The 15,653-nt window shown below is 73.6% G+C and carries 13 protein-coding genes; 4 read left to right on the top strand and 9 right to left on the bottom strand.

From position 1 onward, the window contains the following. Positions 1 to 74: 74 nt before the first annotated feature. Entirely contained in the window at positions 75 to 824 is a 750-nt protein-coding gene (locus tag CG740_RS13825; RefSeq protein WP_100575371.1) for an enoyl-CoA hydratase/isomerase family protein, read from the top strand. Here CG740_RS13825 and CG740_RS13820 read toward each other — a convergent pair. From CG740_RS13820 to CG740_RS13810, 3 genes are read right to left on the bottom strand one after another with little or no spacing between them, the layout of a single operon-like run. Continuing rightward, positions 815 to 1,453 (bottom strand): DJ-1/PfpI family protein, encoded by a 639-nt coding sequence (locus CG740_RS13820; protein WP_100575370.1) that lies wholly within the window; start codon positions 1,451 to 1,453, stop codon positions 815 to 817. The genes CG740_RS13825 and CG740_RS13820 overlap by 10 nt on opposite strands. A 48-nt stretch (positions 1,454 to 1,501) precedes the next feature. Further along, complete coding sequence (locus tag CG740_RS13815; protein WP_100575369.1) at positions 1,502 to 2,149, bottom strand: DJ-1/PfpI family protein; 648 nt, start codon at positions 2,147 to 2,149, stop codon at positions 1,502 to 1,504. 43 nt (positions 2,150 to 2,192) lie between these two features. Then, positions 2,193 to 3,161, bottom strand: coding sequence for a GlxA family transcriptional regulator (locus CG740_RS13810; protein WP_100575368.1), 969 nt, complete (start codon positions 3,159 to 3,161; stop codon positions 2,193 to 2,195). A 169-nt stretch (positions 3,162 to 3,330) separates the two neighbouring features. Between CG740_RS13810 and CG740_RS13805 the strand changes: the two genes are divergently transcribed. After that, positions 3,331 to 4,194, top strand: coding sequence for an SCO6745 family protein (locus tag CG740_RS13805; protein WP_100575367.1), 864 nt, complete (start codon positions 3,331 to 3,333; stop codon positions 4,192 to 4,194). 118 nt (positions 4,195 to 4,312) lie between these two features. Continuing rightward, positions 4,313 to 6,748 (top strand): Tex family protein, encoded by a 2,436-nt coding sequence (locus CG740_RS13800; RefSeq protein ID WP_100575366.1) that lies wholly within the window; start codon positions 4,313 to 4,315, stop codon positions 6,746 to 6,748. Positions 6,749 to 6,814: 66 nt separating this feature from the next. Here CG740_RS13800 and CG740_RS13795 read toward each other — a convergent pair whose 3' ends face one another. The 5 genes from CG740_RS13795 to CG740_RS13775 form a co-directional block, all read right to left on the bottom strand. Continuing rightward, positions 6,815 to 8,143, bottom strand: a complete 1,329-nt coding sequence (locus CG740_RS13795; RefSeq protein WP_100575365.1) for a glycosyltransferase — start codon at positions 8,141 to 8,143, stop codon at positions 6,815 to 6,817. 190 nt (positions 8,144 to 8,333) lie between these two features. After that, complete coding sequence (wecB, locus tag CG740_RS13790) at positions 8,334 to 9,476, bottom strand: non-hydrolyzing UDP-N-acetylglucosamine 2-epimerase (protein ID WP_234376240.1); 1,143 nt, start codon at positions 9,474 to 9,476, stop codon at positions 8,334 to 8,336. A gap of 221 nt (positions 9,477 to 9,697) precedes the next feature. Then, positions 9,698 to 10,390 carry a response regulator transcription factor gene (locus CG740_RS13785; RefSeq protein ID WP_100575364.1) on the bottom strand — a complete coding sequence of 231 codons (693 nt, stop codon included), beginning with the start codon at positions 10,388 to 10,390 and terminating at the stop codon, positions 9,698 to 9,700. After that, complete coding sequence (locus tag CG740_RS13780) at positions 10,387 to 11,514, bottom strand: PAS domain-containing sensor histidine kinase (protein WP_100575363.1); 1,128 nt, start codon at positions 11,512 to 11,514, stop codon at positions 10,387 to 10,389. The genes CG740_RS13785 and CG740_RS13780 overlap by 4 nt, the downstream gene beginning before the upstream one ends. Positions 11,515 to 11,591: 77 nt before the next feature. After that, on the bottom strand, positions 11,592 to 13,229 hold the full coding sequence (locus tag CG740_RS13775) for an ABC-F family ATP-binding cassette domain-containing protein (protein WP_100575362.1): 1,638 nt from the start codon (positions 13,227 to 13,229) through the stop codon (positions 11,592 to 11,594). Positions 13,230 to 13,456: 227 nt separating this feature from the next. On the opposite strand from CG740_RS13775, the gene CG740_RS13770 reads away from it, so the two are divergent. Continuing rightward, the gene (locus CG740_RS13770) at positions 13,457 to 14,233 is read left to right on the top strand and encodes a thioesterase II family protein (RefSeq protein ID WP_100575361.1); all 777 of its coding nucleotides are present in this window, start codon (positions 13,457 to 13,459) and stop codon (positions 14,231 to 14,233) included. Between the two features lie 40 nt (positions 14,234 to 14,273). Here the strand turns inward: CG740_RS13770 and CG740_RS13765 are convergent. Further along, the coding region (locus tag CG740_RS13765; RefSeq protein ID WP_234376239.1) for a CocE/NonD family hydrolase C-terminal non-catalytic domain-containing protein at positions 14,274 to 15,653 on the bottom strand (1,380 nt) is incomplete at its 5' end.

Below are 15,653 nucleotides of genomic sequence, written 5' to 3'. Positions count from 1 at the left end.
CAGCGTCTCCTAGTCGATCCGCGTGCGACCCCCTTGTGATCATAGGTTTCGGCAGCCCGGATAGCATCCGGCGCATGCAGCCGCAGCTGGAGCAGAGCCTCTCCGAGGGCGTCGCCACCGTCGTGATCAGCCATCCCGCCAAGCGCAACGCGATGACCTCCGCGATGTGGCGGGCGCTGCCGCCGCTGCTCGAAGCCCTGGCCGCGGATCCACGGGTGGGGGCGCTGGTGCTCACCGGGGCCGGGGACACGTTCTGCGCGGGCGCGGACATCTCCACGCTGCGCGAGCCCGGCGAGGACCCGAAGGCGCTCGCGGTACGGGCCGAGGAGGCGCTGGCGGCCTTCCCCAAGCCGACACTCGCCGCCGTGCGCGGGCACTGCGTGGGCGGCGGCAGCCAGCTCGCGGCCGCCTGCGATCTGCGGTTCGCGCAGGAGGGGGCGCTGTTCGGTGTCACCCCGGCGAAGCTCGGCATCGTCTACCCGGCGTCGGCGACCCGCCGGCTCACCGCGCTCGTCGGGCCGGCGACCGCCAAGTACCTTTTGTTCTCAGGGGAGTTGATCGACAGCACCCGGGCGCTGCGCACCGGTCTGGTGGACGAGGTACTGGCGGCCGGCGAGCTGGACGAGCGGGTGGCCGCGTTCACCCGGATCCTGGTGTCGCGCTCGCGGCTCACCCAGGCGGCGGCGAAGGAGTTCGCGGACGGCAGGACCGACCGGGACGCGTACTGGGCCGCCCAGGAGCACGGCTGCGGCGACACCGCCGAGGGCATCGCCGCGTTCCTGGAGCGCCGGGCCCCGCGCTTCGGCTGGCAGCCTCAGCCCTGAGGGACGCCCCTGGCCCTGAGCTGTTCGACCAGGTCGGCGGGCGCCTTGTGCGGCGAGCCCGCGTCGTAGGGCGGCTGCGGGTCGTACTCGATGAGGAGCTGCACGGACTCGGCGTGCCGGTCCCCGGCGATCTCGCCGAGCAGGGTGAGGCCCATGTCGATGCCGGCGGACACCCCGGCCGCGGTGACGTACTTGTGGTCGAGGACCACCCGCTCCTCCGTCGCCCTCGCGCCGAACCCGCGCAGCTCGTCCAGGGCGAGCCAGTGCGAGGTGGCACGCCGGCCGCTGAGGAGCCCGGCCGCGCCGAGCAGCAGCGAGCCCGTGCACACCGATGTCGTCCACGTCGTCATGACGTCCACCCTGCGCAGCCAGTCCAGGACCGGCCCGCCCTCCAGGTGCGGCGCGACGGCCTCGGGCGGGCCGCCCGGCACGACCACGATGTCCGGCCCGACCACCTCCGCGAGCGACTTCCCGGCGACCAGGGTGAGGCTCCCGCTGTCGTTGCGCACCGGCCCGGCCCGCTCGGCGACGAACACCGTCTCGGCGCCCGGCAGCCGGCTGAGCGTCTCGTACGGGCCGACCGCGTCCAGGGCGGTGAACCGGTCGTAGAGCAGGATCGCGATCTGCATGTGCTGGGTGTCCTTCGGGTGGGTGTCCTTCGGATGTGGGGCGAAAGGTCAGTGGGGGTCGGCCCGGGAGAAGCGGCCGGCCGCGCGCAGCTCCTCGACCAGCTGGGCCGGGGCCTTGTGCGGCGAGCCGGTGTCGTAGGGCGGCTGCGGGTCGTACTCGGTCAGGAGCTGCACGGACTCGGCGTACCGGTCCCCCGCGATCTCGCCGAGCAGGGTGAGGCCCATGTCGATGCCGGAGGAGACACCGGCGGCCGTCACGTACTTGCCGTCGATGACGACCCGCTCGCCGGTGGGCCGTGCCCCGAACGTCGCGAGCAGATCGAGGGCCAGCCAGTGCGAAGTGGCGCGGCGGCCGTCGAGCAGCCCGGCCGCGCCGAGCAGCAGGGAGCCCGTGCACACCGACGCCGTCCACGTCGTCGTGGCGTCGACCTCGCGCAGCCAGTCCAGGATCACCGGGTTGTCCATCTGCCCGGTCTGCCCGGGCCCGCCCGGCACCACCACGAGGTCCGGCCGCCGCACCTCCGCGAGCGTCCGGTCGGCGACGAGGCCGAGACTGCCCCCGTTGTCGTTGCGGACGGTCCCGGCCCGCTCGGCCACGAACACCGTCTCGGCGCCGGGCGCGCGGGCCAGGATCTCGTACGGGCCGACCGCGTCCAGGGCGGTGAACCGGTCGTAGAGCAGGATCGCGATCTGCACGGGGGCCTCTCAAGGGTGGTCGGGGCGGGCACGCGCGGGCCGGTCAGGGCTGGGCGGGGGCGGGGCGGAAGCGGCGGCGGTACTCGGCGGGGGCCGTCCCCAATGTTTTGACGAAGGCACGGCGCATCGCCTCGGAGGTGCCGTAGCCGGCGGCGCGGGAGACCTCCTGGATGCCGTCCGGGGTCTCTTCCAGGAGGCGGCGGGCGTACTCCAGGCGGACACGCTCGACGTAGCGGCCGGGGGTGGTGCCGGTCTCGGCGTGGAAGGCGCGGGCGAAGTGGCGGGGCGAGAGGCTGGCGCGCTGGGCCAGGGCCTCCACGGACAGGTTCCCGTCGGGGTGCTCGGCGATCCACTGCTGGAGCTCGCGCAGCGGCTCGCGGCGGGCCGTCTGCGCGGCGAGCTGGGCACTGAACTGCGCCTGGTTCCCGGGCCTGCGCAGGAACACCACCATGGCGCGGGCGATGGCCAGGGCCACGTCCCTGCCGTGGTCCTCCTCCACCAGGGCGAGCGAGAGGTCGATTCCGGCGGTGACCCCGGCCGACGTGGCAACGTTGCCATCCCGCACGAAGATGGGGTCCGGCTCGACCTCCACGGCCGGATAGCGCTGGGCCAGCCGCCGGCACAGCGCCCAGTGGGTGGTGGCCCGGCGCCCGTCGAGCAGCCCGGCCTCGGCGAGCAGCAGCGAGCCCGTGCACACCGAGACGAGCCGTCCGGCGCGCGGGCCCTGTGCGCGCAGCCAGTTGACGAGGCGCGGGTCGGGCGCACTCGCCCCGTCGCCGCCGGGGACGAGCAGGATGTCGGCCGGACCGGCGTCCGCGAGCGCGCAGTCGGCCATGAGCCGCAGCCCGCTGTGCGAGGTGACCGGCGCCCCGTCGAGCGAGGCGAAGCGCAGCCGGTAGGCGGCCGGGTCCCCGAGGGCGCGGCACGCCGCGGCGAACACCTCGGCCGGTCCGGTCACATCGAGACTTTGGACGTTGTCGAAGAGGACGACCAGGACGGAGCGCTGCGTCATACGTCCATCCTTGGGCCGGGGGCCGATGGCCGCAATGACAAGAACCCCACCTTTCCTGCCATCGGGGCCGGGGCCGCCGGGCGGCGTCGGCGAGCGGACCCGCCCCGCGCGGGCGACCTGGCCCGCCCCGCCCCTTCACCCCGTACCGACCAGTCGGTAACGTGCGGGCATGAGCCCTCTCGCCCCGCGCGCCGGACGCCACTGCCACAGCCCCGTCAACTCGCTGCACGCGACCGTCTACTTCTCGGCCGACTTCCCCCGCGAGCTGGCCCGGCTCGGCGTCGAGGACCGCAGCGCCGCCTACTTCGCCGGGCGGGCGGCCGCCATGGGCGCCGTGGGGCCCGGCGTGGTGGCGGCCACCTTCTACAACTTCAAGCACGACCTCGTCGCCCGGCATCTGCCCGCCGTGTGGGACACCGCCGCCCCCGAGGCCGTGCTGGCCGCACGCCTGCGGGCCGTCGACCGCACCCTGCGCCGACTGCTCGGCGAGGAGGCCATCGCGTCGAAGGAGATGATGGAGGCCGCCCGGCTCGCGCTGCGCGCCACCGAGGGCTGCACCCGGCATGCCCGCCCCCTGTACGCCGCCCACGCCGACCTGCCCGTGCCCGAGCAGCCGCACCTCGCCTTCTGGCACGCCGCGACGCTGCTGCGCGAGCACCGGGGCGACGGCCACCTCACCGCTCTGCTCGACCTGGAACTCGACCCCCTCGAAGCACTCGTGAGCCACACCGCGACCGGCAAGGGCATGTCCCCGCACTGGGTCATCGCCACCCGCGGCTGGGAGCGCGCCGAGTGGGACGCGGCCGCCGGACGACTGCGCGAGCGCGGACTCCTGGACGCGGAGGGCGAGTTGACCGAGGCGGGCGTGTCGCTGCGCGCCGAGCTGGAGGACCGCACCGACCGCCTCGACCTCGCCCCCTACGAACTTCTCGGCGAGCAGGGCGTGGCACGGCTCACCGAACTCGCCAAGGGCTTCACCGTGGCGGCGGCCCTGGCGGGCGGCTTCCCGGCCGACCTGGTCGGCAAGAGCTGACCTCGGGCCCGAGCCGTTCTCTTCGACGAGGACCGGCCGCCGGCAAGGGCTGATCGTCGATTGTCGGTGCCGCCTGCCACAATGGCGCCCCAGGCTCAGCGAGAAGGCGGTACGGCACGTGACGACGTCCATCGAAGGCAGGATCGCCGAGGAACTCGGCGTACGGGAGCGGCAGGTGAAGGCCGCCGTCGAGCTGCTCGACGGCGGGTCCACCGTCCCGTTCATCGCGCGCTACCGCAAGGAAGCGACCGAGATGCTGGACGACGCCCAGCTGCGCACCCTCGAAGAGCGGCTGCGCTATCTGCGCGAGCTGGAGGACCGGCGCACCGCGATCCTGGAGTCCGTGCGGGAGCAGGGCAAGCTCACCGACGCCCTGGAGGCGCAGATCCGGGGCGCCGACACCAAGGCCCGCCTGGAGGACATCTACCTGCCGTTCAAGCCGAAGCGGCGCACCAAGGCGCAGATCGCCCGCGAGGCCGGTCTGGAACCGCTCGCCGACGGCCTGCTCACCGACCCGTCGGTGGACCCGCTCGCCGCGGCCGCCGCCTTCGTGGACACGGACAAGGGCGTCGCCGACGCGGCGGCCGCCCTGGAGGGCGCCCGCTCCATCCTCGCCGAGCGCTTCTCCGAGGACGCCGACCTGACCGGCGAGCTGCGCGAGCGCATGTGGACGAAGGGCCGCCTCGCGGCCAAGGTCCGTGAGGGCAAGGAGGAGGCGGGCGCCAAGTTCGCCGACTACTTCGACTTCACCGAGCCGTTCACCGCGCTCCCCTCCCACCGGGTGCTCGCGATGCTGCGCGGCGAGAAGGAGGAGGTCCTCGACCTCGTCCTGGAGCCCGAGGAGCCCTCGCCCGAGCCCGGCCCCTCGACGTACGAGAACATGGTGGCGCGGCGCTTCGGCGTGGCCGACCGGGGGCGCCCCGGCGACAAGTGGCTCGCGGACACGGTGCGTTGGGCCTGGCGCACGCGCATCCTGGTGCACCTCGGCATCGACCTGCGGCTGCGCCTGCGCACGGCCGCGGAGGACGAGGCGGTCCGCGTCTTCGCCTCCAACCTGCGCGACCTGCTGCTCGCCGCCCCGGCCGGCACCCGCGCCACGCTCGGCCTCGACCCCGGTTTCCGTACGGGCGTGAAGGTGGCCGTCGTCGACGCGACGGGCAAGGTCGTCGCCACCGATGTGATCCACCCGCACGTCCCGGCGAACAAGTGGGACCAGGCGCTCACGAAGCTGGCCGGACTCTGCCGGGAGCACGCGGTCGAGCTGATCGCCATCGGCAACGGCACCGCCTCCCGCGAGACGGACAAGCTCGCTGGTGAACTCATCTCCAAGCACCCGGAGTTGAGCCTCGCGAAGGTGATGGTGTCGGAGGCCGGCGCCTCGGTCTACTCGGCCTCGGCGTTCGCCTCGCAGGAGTTCCCGGACATGGACGTGTCGCTGCGCGGCGCGGTCTCCATCGCCCGGCGTCTTCAGGACCCGCTGGCCGAGCTGGTGAAGATCGACCCCAAGTCCATCGGGGTCGGCCAGTACCAGCACGACCTGTCCGAGGTGAAGCTCTCACGCTCCCTCGACGCGGTGGTCGAGGACTGTGTGAACGGCGTGGGCGTGGACGTCAACACCGCCTCGGCGCCGCTGCTTTCCCGCGTGTCCGGCATCGGCTCGGGCCTCGCCGAGAACATCGTGGCGCACCGCGACACCAACGGCCCGTTCCGCTCGCGCCGGGCCCTGAAGGATGTGGCACGGCTCGGCCCGAAGGCGTACGAGCAGTGCGCCGGCTTCCTGCGGATCCGCGACGGCGAGGACCCGCTGGACGCCTCCAGCGTGCACCCCGAGGCGTATCCGGTGGTGCGTCGCATGGTGAAGACCGCGGGCAGCGAGGTCGCGTCCCTCATCGGCAACACCGGGGTGCTGCGCTCGCTGCGGCCGGACGACTTCGTCGACGAGACCTTCGGTCTGCCCACCGTCACCGACATCCTGCGCGAGCTGGAGAAGCCGGGCCGCGACCCGCGACCGGCGTTCAAGACGGCGACCTTCAAGGAGGGCGTCGAGAAGATCGGCGACCTGGCGTCGGGGATGGTCCTCGAAGGCGTGGTCACCAATGTGGCGGCGTTCGGCGCGTTCATCGACATCGGCGTGCACCAGGACGGCCTCGCCCATGTCTCGGCGCTGTCGAAGACGTTCGTGAAGGACCCCCGGGACGTGGTGAAGCCGGGCGACATCGTCAAGGTGAAGGTCCTCGACGTCGATGTGCCGCGCAAGCGGATCTCGCTGACGCTGCGGCTCGACGACGACGCGTCCGCGCCGGGCGGCGGCACGCCGAAGCGGGAGCGCGGCGAGCGGGGCGGCCAGGGGCAGGGCAGCCGGCCGCCGCAGCAGCGCCAGGGGCAAGGACAGGGACAGCAGCGCCGGGGCGGCGCCGGCGGCGACGCGCGCGGCGGCAACCGGCAGGGCGGCGGCCAGGGCCGCGCCCCGGCACCGGCTCCCGCCAACAGTGCGATGGCGGACGCCCTGCGCAAGGCGGGCCTGGTCGATCCGAAGGGGCGCGGCGGCCGCTGAGCCGGACGGCGACACGGGCGCGGGCGTACGTCAACTGACGTACGCCCGCGCCTGATTGACGGCGGATCAGCCCTCCAGGGCGGTCGGGCCGACCGTGACCGGCTCGGCGTTGCGGCGGGTCTTGGCCCAGCCGGTGCGACCGCGCAGGCTGCGGACGAAGCCGCGCGTCGAGACCACGAACAGGTGGTAGGCGTACAGCCACAGGGCGAAGCCCCACAGCACGCCCGTGACGCGGGAGGCCTCCGGGGCGTGGTCGCGCCGGTAGACCGGGCCCCACAGCACGAACGGGCCGATGGAGAGCGCCGCGAGCACCAGCGTCAGCGGCCAGGTGGCGAGCGAGCCGAGGCCGCCGAGCACCAGCATCCAGGCGCACATCACGAGGGTGAGCAGGTGCGCGACGGGCTGGAAGAACGTGTACAGCGTCTCCAGGACACCCGCTCCGGTGTACTGCCGCGAGGACAGGATCCGGGCGGCGTAGCGCACGCACTGGAGGTTGCCCTGGGCCCAGCGGGTGCGCTGGGTGAGCAGTCGGCGGGCGTGCGGCAGGCCCTCCTGGGAGACCCAGGTGTCGGCGACGTGCGTGACCCGGTAACCGGCCAGGATCATCTGCAAGCCGAGCTCGTAGTCCTCCAGGAGCGCGCCGCGCTGCCAGGGACGCCGCTCGGCGGCGGCGATCCGGTCGAGTGCCGAGAGCCGGGTGAACTGGCCGTTGCCGCCGAGCCCGACCGAGCCGGTACGGGCCCGCAGGAGCTGCATGCCGGCGTTGGACACGGCGAACTCCATGTCCTGGACGCGTACGAGGAGCCGGGCGAAGGCGTTGGCGATCCGGCCCCGGTCGGGCAGCGGGCGCTCGTCGTCGACGTTGCGCATCCGCACGCCGACCTGAACCCCGCCCACCTCCGGGTCGGCGAACGCGGCCGGCCCCGAGACGAGTTCGAGTGCGCGGGGATCGAGGCGTCCGTCCGCGTCGACGACGCAGACGACGACCCGCTCCCGGTCCGCCCCGCCGGGCAGGAAGTCCCCGAGCTGCTCGTAGGCGGCGTTCAGTGCGTCGCCCTTGCCGGTGCGCGCCTCGGGCCGCACCCGGCGTACCAGGTGCACACGCCGATCGCCGTCGGCGAGCCCGGCGACGATGAGCCCGGTCCGGTCGTCGCTGTCGTCGTCGATAACCCAGACGTGCGCCGACGGAAAGTCCGCGCGCAGCTGCCCCACGGTGTCACCGACCACGGCCTCCTCGTCCCGGCAGGGCACGAAGAAATGCCACTCGAACCCCTCGGCGTCCCCGGCTCCGGTCTCCGCCCGCCGCAGATAGGCGTGCCGGGCCCCGGCCCAGTAGAGCAGGAAGCACCCGAGCAGGAAGAAGGGAAAGAGGAAGAGGAGCAGGCTGTTGGGCATGGGGGTCCTTGGTGGTCGTGAGGCCGTGGGGGCCCTTGCAGGCCGTGGGGGCCCTTGCAGGGAGGGGGCAGGCAGGAGAGGGTGCTCGTTGGGTGTACGGGGGCCCGTGGTGCGGGGAACGGCGTGACCGGCCGCGTACGGCCCGCGGCCGAGGAGGCCCCGGGGAGCGGAACGGCCGGACCAGGCCGGACTAGGCCGCCCCCGCCCCCACGCGCGCCTCACTCCCGCCCAGCGCCGCAAGCCCCGCCAGCAGCGCGACGACCCGCTGCGAGGCGAGCCCGTCACCGAAGGGGCTGGGGAGGGCGGCGAGGCGGGCGCGGCCGGCCGGGCCCTGGGCCAGGCGACGACGCGCCGCCTGCCCCAACGAGGGCCCGGGGCGGACCAGTTCGGCGAAATCACCCATCGCCTCCGGCCGCTCCGTGGAGTTCCGTACGACCACGAGCGGCCGGCCGAGGACCGTTGCCTCCTCCTGCACGCCCCCGGAGTCGGACACCAGCAGCGCCGCGTGCCGGGCCAGGGCGAGGAATGTGCGGTAGCCCAACGGGTCGGTGACCCGGAGCGGTTCGAGGAGCGCGCCGAGCCCCGCCGACTCGATGCGGGCACGGGTGCGCGGGTGCAGCGGCACCACCACCGGCAACTCGGCCGCCAGCGAGCCCAGTTCGGCGAGGACGGCCCGCAGCGCCGCCGGATCGTCCGTGTTCTCCGGCCGGTGGACGGTCGCCAGGACGTACCCGTCACCTACGAGCCCGAGCCGCTCCAGCTCCGCGAACTGCTGCGCGCTGGTGGGCATGTGACCGCGCACCGCTTCCACGACCGTGTTCCCGGTCGTCTCGATGCGCCCGGCCGGAACCCCCTCCGCCAGGAGGTTGTCCCGGTTCGCGGGCGTCGCCGCGCACAGCACGTCCGCGAGCCGGTCGATGAGCACCCGGTTGTGCTCCTCGGGCATGTTCCGGTCATGGCTGCGCAGCCCCGCCTCGACATGGACGAGCGCGATCCCGCGCGCGTTGGCGGCGAGCGCGCCGGAGAGCGCCGCGTTGGTGTCGCCCTGGACGACCACGGCACGCGGCGGCTCGGCCGCGAACACCGCGTCGAGCTGGGCCAGGGCCGCCGAGATCTGGACCGCGCGGGGCTGTCCGCCGATGCCCGTGAGATAGGTCGGCTCGGGTATCGCGAGATCGGTGAGGAAGCGGCCGGACAGCTCCTCGTCGTAGTGCTGTCCCGTGTGCACGACATGCGCGGCAGGCCCCAGGAGGCGGATCAGCTCGGTCAGCTTGATCAGCTCGGGGCGGGTGCCGAGGACGACGGCGATGCTGCGGGGCGGCAGGGCGGGCACGAAGACTCCAGGAACTTTACCGGCGGGACGTCCACGAGAGTGGCCGGTGTCCGTTGCGCACCCGGATGGCGTTCGGTTGCCCGACGGTTGCGAAGCCGCCAACCGGACAACCCGGGCCTTTCGGCCCTGCCGCGGCCGGGACCTTCGCCCCGGAGGCCCCGCCACGCCGGGCCCGGACCCCCTGCCCGAGGCCGCATGCACCCGCACCCGGCGCGGGCGCCTCAGGCCTCGTGGTCGCCCCGGTACCGGTAGCCGAGCCCGCGTACCGCCTCAAGGGGGTCGGACTCAAGGCTGCCCGCCGCCTGCTGGAGCTTGCGCCGCACCCGCAGCACCGCGAACTTGACCCGCTCACGGCCGACGCCCTGGGGGTCGTCCCACACCTGGTCGAGCAGCTGGTCGGTGGTGACGACCCGGCCCCGGTTGCGGACGAGGACCTGGAGCAGCCGGTACTCGATGTCGCTGAGCCGCACCTCTTCACCGCGCCAGACCGCTGAGCGCCGCTCCGGCACGAGGCGCAGCGCCTCGTCGTGCGAGGCCCCGGCCCAGCGGGCGGGTGCGGCGCGGCGCAGCAGTGCCTCGACGCGGGCCAGCAGCTCCTCGTTGCCGAAGGGCTTGGGCAGGTAGTCGTCGGCCCCCGCCCGCAGCCCGCGCACCCGGTCGCTCTCGGCGCCCCGTGCGGTGAGCAGCAGGACCGGCAGATCGGTCATGTCGCGGGTGCGCTCCAGGACCTGCCAGCCGTCGAGTTCCGGCAGGCCGACGTCCAGGACCATCAGGTCGGGGCTGTCGGCGAAGAGCCGGCGCAGCCCCTCGCGGCCGTCGGCGGCGGGCACCACCTCGTATCCGGCCCGGGTGAACAGGATGCGCAGGGCCATCGCCACGTCGGGGTCGTCCTCGACGACCAGGATCCGTGTCATCGCCCGGCCCCCTCGGCGGGCGGCCCCGCGACGGGCAGCCGGATGCCGAACACCGCTCCCCCGCCCTCGGCGTCGAAGACGGTCAGCTCGCCGCCGTGCCGGCGCACGATCTCGCGGCTGATGGTGAGGCCGAGACCGGTGCCGGGGAAGCCGCCGGTCTCGGCGTTGGGAGCGCGTACAAAGCCGGAGAAGATCTCCTCGCGGTACTGCTCGGGCACACCGATCCCGGTGTCGGCCACATCGATGTGCCACCGGTCGCCGTGTGGAGCCGCGTCGATCTCGATGCGGCCGCCGGGCGGGGTGAACTTGGCAGCGTTCTCAAGGAGGTTGGCGAGTACGTGCTCCAGGCGGTGCTCGTCGCCGTGCAGCGGCGGCCCCTCCGCGCAGCGCAACACCACGAACACCCCGGCCCGCGAGGTGGTGGACATCCGGTCGAGCACGGCGTGCTGGAGCATCCGTGCGACGTCCACCCGGCCGAACTCCATCCTCAGCTGCGGAGAGCGCAGCCGGGCGGTGTCCATGAGTGTGGTCATGACGCCCTCCATACGGGCGGCGTTGCGCCGGATCGCGGCCAGGAGAGCGCTCTGATCGGTGTCGAGCGGGCCGGACGCCGGGTCGGCGAGGAGTTCGCAGAAGCTGAGGATCGAGGTCAGCGGGGTGCGCAGGCTGTGCGACGCGAGGGCGAGGAACTCGTTGCGCTGCCCGGCCAGCTCGGCGAGGGCCGCGTTGTCCCGCTCCCAGGCGTGCTCGCGGCGCTTGTCCTCGGTGATGTCCTCCGCCGTCCACAGCGATCCGAAGGGCACCCCCTCGGCGTCGTACAGCGGCTCCACGTCCCGCCGGATCACCCGGCCGTCGGTGAGAGCGATCTCGGCGGCCCGGTGGATATGGCGGGCGGCGATCGCGTGGGTGGTGTCGACGACCCAGCTGGGCCGGTCGGCGAAGGTGTCGCACACCGCGTCGACGACCGGGGCGAGCGGGGCGCCCGGGGTGGTCGCGACGCGGCCCGCGAGGGCGAACATCTCGGTGAAGCGCCGGTTGACGGCGATCACGATGTCGTCGCCGCCTTGAACGATGGCCGCCCTGGGCAGCGCTTCCAGGACGGCTTGGAGTCGGTCGCGGTGCACCCGCCCACCGTACGCTCGGGCCACCGGGCATCCCGGTCGCGAACGCGCGCGTCCAGGCTCCGGTGACCCGGGCGGAGTCAGAGCTCGGTGACCTTTCCGTCCGCGACTTCCAGGCGGCGGGACGTGTGGACCGCGTCCAGCATCCGGCGGTCGTGGGTGACCAGGAGCAGGGTGCCGGTGTAGGAGTCGAGCGCCGACTCCAGCTGCTCGATGGCGGGCAGGTCGAGGTGGTTGGTCGGCTCGTCGAGCACGAGGAGGTTGACGCCCCGGCCCTGGAGCAGCGCGAGGGCGGCCCGGGTGCGCTCGCCGGGCGAGAGCGAACCGGCCGGGCGCAGCACGTGATGCGCCTTGAGCCCGAATTTGGCGAGCAGGGTGCGCACCTCGGCGGGCTCCGTGCCGGGGACCGCCGCGCAGAACGCTTCGAGCAGCGACTCCTCGCCCAGGAACAGGCCGCGCGCCTGGTCGACCTCGCCGACCACGACACCCGAGCCGAGCGCGCCCTGCCCCGCGTCCAGCGGCAGCCGCCCCAGGAGGGCGGCGAGCAGGGTGGACTTGCCCGAGCCGTTGGCTCCGGTAATGGCGACGCGGTCGGCCCAGTCGATCTGGAGCGACACGGGGCCGAAGGTGAAGCCCTCGCGGTGCACCTCGGCGCCATTCAGCGTCGCCACCACCGCGCCCGAGCGGGGAGCGGCGGCGATCTCCATCCGCAGCTCCCACTCCTTGCGGGGCTCGTCCACCACGTCGAGGCGTTCGATCATGCGCTGCGTCTGGCGGGCCTTGGCGGCCTGCTTCTCGCTGGACTCGCTGCGGAACTTCCTGCCCAGCTTGTCGCTGTCGGTGGCCTTGCGGCGGGCGTTCTTGACGCCCTTGTCCATCCACGAGCGCTGCATCTGCGCGCGGCCTTCGAGGGCGGAGCGCTTGTCGGCGTACTCCTCGAAGTCCTCGCGGGCGTGCCGGCGGGCGGTCTCGCGCTCTTCGAGGTACGCCTCGTAGCCACCGCCGTACAGGTTGATCTGCTGCTGGGCCAGGTCGAGTTCGAGGACCTTGGTGACCGTGCGGGCGAGGAACTCGCGGTCGTGGCTGACGACGACGGTGCCGGCCCGCAGCCCCTTCACGAACGCTTCGAGCCGCTCCAGGCCGTCCAGGTCGAGGTCGTTGGTCGGCTCGTCGAGCAGGAAGACGTCGTAGCGGGACAGGAGCAGTGAGGCGAGGCCCGCGCGGGCGGCCTGGCCGCCGGAGAGCGCGGTCATCGGCTGGTCGAGCCCGGTGGTCAGGCCGAGGGAGGCCGCGACCTCCTCGGCCCGCTCGTCGAGGTCGGCGCCGCCCAGCGCGAGCCAGCGCTCCAGGCTGTCGGCGTACGCGTCGTCCGCGCCCGGGGCGCCGTCGACCAGGGCCTGGGTCGCGGCGTCCATCGTCTCCTGGGCGGCGGCGACACCGGTGCGGCGCGCGAGGAAGGCGCGGATCGTCTCGCCGGGGCGCCGGTCGGGCTCCTGCGGAAGGTGGCCGACGCTCGCGCCGGGCGGGGAGAGCCGCAGCTCGCCCTCCTCGGGGGTGTCGAGCCCGGCGAGCAGGCGCAGCAGCGAGGACTTGCCCGCGCCGTTGGGTCCGACGAGGCCGATGACGTCGCCGGGGGCGACCACGAGGTCGAGCCCGGCGAACAGGGTGCGGTCGCCGTGGCCGGCGGCGAGGTCCTTGGCGACGAGAGTGGCAGTCATGAGGTGTCCGATCCTAAGCCGTCACCCGCCCCGGCCCCACCCCGTCCCGCGCGCCGCACACGGGCCCCGGACACCGGCCCCCAGAACGAGCGCCGCGTGCCGGACGTCACGCCCGGCCATGGCCGGAACCGCACACCGCCTGCCGCGCACGATGCGAGACTCGCCGGTAGCCGGCCCCGCCGATCCCCCGGTATCCGGCTCCACCCGATCACGGAGGTTCCCGCACCATGAGCACTGCCGCGTCGCCCCGCTGGCTCGTCGCCGGGGCGCCGCGTCCCGGCGCGCCCAAGCTGTACTGCTTCGCGCACGGGGGCGGTTCGGCCACGGAGTACCTGCGCTGGGCGCGCGACCTGCCGGACGCGGAGCTGTACGCCGTGCAGCTGCCGGGCCGGGGCTCGCGGTACAACGAGACGATGTTCGACTCGATGGACGCGCTGGTGGCCGCGTTCCTCGACGAGGTGTCGCCGGGCCCGGCGCCGTTCGCGTTCTTCGGGCACAGCCTCGGCTCACTGATCGCGTACGAGATCACCCGCGCCCTGCGCGACGCGGGCCGGCCGCTGCCGTACCGGCTGGTCCTGTCGGGCTACCCGGCGCCGCACCACCGCCATGTGCGCGTCGCGGACCCGCTGCACCGGCTGCCCGACGACGAGCTCATCGACCGGGTCGCGGGACTGCACGGCGGCATCCCCCAGGAGGTCCTCGACTCGAAGGAGCTGCGGGAGCTGGTCGTCGGCGCGCTGCGGGACGACTACCGCGTCCTGGAGACGTACGCCTGGCGCGAGGCGGAGCCGCTGCCCGTGCCGATCACCGTGCTCGGCGGCAGCGCGGACCATGCGCGGGCCGAGCTCGACGCCTGGCAGCAGCACACCACGGCAGAGCTGACGGTACGTCAATTCCCGGGCGGGCACTTCTATTTGCGCGAGGATCCCGCTCCGGTACTGCGGGAGCTGGCGAAGGCCGTGGCACACACCACGCCCTCCGCCACCCCCCGCCCGGCTCGCTGAGCGGGCCCACGCGGACCCGAAACCGATGGCCGCGGCCGAGTCAGCGGCCGGTGCCCCCGGGCACCCGCTGCGTCATGCGCGGCACCGGAACGCCCCGGGGCGACGGCTGCTGAGCGCCGAGCCGCGCGGATGTCCCCGCCGTCGCCCGCGCGAAGGCCCGGGCGCCGCCGACGAACGGCACCGCGGCCGAGGTGCGTGCCAGGTCCACCGTGAGGGTCGGCCTGCTCGCCGCCGGCTCGATGAGCCCGTTGTCGGTGCCCGCGACGACCAGCGCGAGCCGGTGTCCGGCCGGTACGACATGGTCGGTGGCGGCCAGGTCGAGCGTGATCGTGTACGGCTTGCCCGGGGTCAGCGCCACGCCCTTGGCGGCAGCGGCGTAGTGGCCGAGATCGGCCCAGCCCCGGCTGAACACCGTGGCGCCCACGTCCGCCTTGTCGGCGGAGGTGGTGAGGTAGCAGGAGCTGTCACCGACCGTGCTCGCGCCCCAGCAGGTGCGGTCGCTTCCGGTGAGGATACCCTCGCCGTTGCCGGAGTAGTTGCGGATCGTGTCGGGCCCGAGGTCCACGAGGACCGCCGAGAGGTGGGCGCTGCTGGTGGTGGGCGTCGCGGTGACGGTCACCCTGGACGAACCGGACACCCGCAGGTCCCGGGTCAGCGGCTGGGTGACGAACCCGGCCTTCTCGGGGGTGGACCTGTCGATCGCGGCGGCCCAACTCGTCTCGTCCAGCGCCGGGTTGTCGGTGAACGTGGCGGTGGACTTGGCGGGAGCCGACTTCAGCGAGAGGCCGCCGACGCCCGCCACCGGACCGTTCACCGGGTGCACCTCGGTCGCGGCGGTGCCGGCCGGCGGCCACACGCGATCGGTGCCCCACTGGTCGGGATGGCGCTCGATGTCGGCCATCGGCTGCCGCTCGATACCGTTGTCGTAGCCGAGGAGGTAGTGGTCGAACCACTGGTGCAGGGTGTCCACCCAGGCGCCGCGCCGGTAGTCGAACGGGTCGACGTGGCCGGTCTGGGACAGCCAGATCTTGCGCTCGGCGCCGTTCCTGGCGAGCGCGTCCCACCACTGGCCGAAGTTCTTCGTACGGACGTTGAGGTCCTGCATGCCGTGCACGACGAACACACTGGCCTTCACCTTGTGGGCGTCGAGCACATAGTCACGGGCGGTCCAGAACGTCGTCCAGTCGCCGTTGCGCGGCGCCCCGTCGACGAGCTTCTGCTGCACCGCCGCACAGCGGGCCTGCGCGTCCGGGCTGTCCACGTAACCGGCCAGATCGGCCGGGCCGCCGTCGTAGAGGGCCGCGCCCTTGGCGAAGTAGTAGTCGTACCAGGACGAGATCGCGCTGATCGGCACGATGGTCTTCAGGCCCTCCACACCGGTGGCGGCCACGCCGTTGGCGATCGTGCCGTCCCAGCTCTT

Source organism: Streptomyces sp. CB01201 (assembly GCF_002803085.1).
Taxonomy (GTDB): Bacteria; Actinomycetota; Actinomycetes; order Streptomycetales; family Streptomycetaceae; genus Streptomyces; species Streptomyces hundungensis.
Note: the sequence above shows the minus strand (reverse complement) of the source record. Positions and strands in the feature narration are given on the sequence as shown.

What these genes read in the sequence shown, in the direction of transcription:
- CG740_RS13825 (WP_100575371.1), top strand. Translation starts at nt 75, where the DNA reads ATGCAGCCGCAGCTGGAGCAGAGCCTCTCCGAGGGCGTCGCCACCGTC.
- CG740_RS13820 (WP_100575370.1), bottom strand. Translation starts at nt 1,453, where the DNA reads ATGCAGATCGCGATCCTGCTCTACGACCGGTTCACCGCCCTGGACGCG.
- CG740_RS13810 (WP_100575368.1), bottom strand. Translation starts at nt 3,161, where the DNA reads ATGACGCAGCGCTCCGTCCTGGTCGTCCTCTTCGACAACGTCCAAAGT.
- CG740_RS13805 (WP_100575367.1), top strand. Translation starts at nt 3,331, where the DNA reads ATGAGCCCTCTCGCCCCGCGCGCCGGACGCCACTGCCACAGCCCCGTC.
- CG740_RS13795 (WP_100575365.1), bottom strand. Translation starts at nt 8,143, where the DNA reads ATGCCCAACAGCCTGCTCCTCTTCCTCTTTCCCTTCTTCCTGCTCGGG.
- CG740_RS13785 (WP_100575364.1), bottom strand. Translation starts at nt 10,390, where the DNA reads ATGACACGGATCCTGGTCGTCGAGGACGACCCCGACGTGGCGATGGCC.
- CG740_RS13775 (WP_100575362.1), bottom strand. Translation starts at nt 13,229, where the DNA reads ATGACTGCCACTCTCGTCGCCAAGGACCTCGCCGCCGGCCACGGCGAC.
- CG740_RS13770 (WP_100575361.1), top strand. Translation starts at nt 13,457, where the DNA reads ATGAGCACTGCCGCGTCGCCCCGCTGGCTCGTCGCCGGGGCGCCGCGT.